We start from the raw sequence: 677 nt of genomic DNA, 5'->3' as shown, positions 1-677 counted from the left end.
CACGCTTCACAAAGCTATTGGCAGTCGCAGATACCAGGTCGCTGCAACTGTTTATTAAAAACACAGCACTCTGCAAACACGAAAGTGGACGTATAGGGTGTGATGCCTGCCCGGTGCTGGAAGGTTAATTGATGGGGTTAGCGTAAGCGAAGCCCTTGATCGAAGCCCCAGTAAACGGCGGCCGTAACTATAACGGTCCTAAGGTAGCGAAATTCCTTGTCGGGTAAGTTCCGACCTGCACGAATGGCATAATGATGGCGACGCTGTCTCCAGCAGAGACTCAGTGAAATCGAAATCGCAGTGAAGATGCTGTGTACCCGCGGCTAGACGGAAAGACCCCGTGAACCTTTACTACAGCTTTACATTGAACTTTGACCTTACCTGTGTAGGATAGGTGGGAGGCTTTGAAGCATGCACGCCAGTGTGTGTGGAGCCGACCTTGAAATACCACCCTGGTAATGTTGGGGTTCTAACTTCGGATTAACAGATCCAAGGACAATGTATGGTGGGTAGTTTGACTGGGGCGGTCTCCTCCTAAAGAGTAACGGAGGAGTACGAAGGTGCGCTCAGAACGGTCGGAAATCGTTCAAAGAGTATAAAGGCAGAAGCGCGCTTAACTGCGAGACCCACAAGTCGAGCAGGTACGAAAGTAGGTCTTAGTGATCCGGTGGTTCTGT

The 677-nt window shown here is 50.5% G+C and carries 1 rRNA gene; it reads left to right on the top strand.

The window, feature by feature from the left end:
- A 23S ribosomal RNA gene (locus tag MA2_RS11050) occupies nt 1–677 on the top strand; the annotation flags it as partial.

The sequence above is a fragment of the Moraxella atlantae NBRC 14588 genome (assembly GCF_001591265.1).
GTDB classification, from domain to species: Bacteria; Pseudomonadota; Gammaproteobacteria; order Pseudomonadales; family Moraxellaceae; genus Faucicola; species Faucicola atlantae.
Note: the sequence above shows the minus strand (reverse complement) of the source record. Positions and strands in the feature narration are given on the sequence as shown.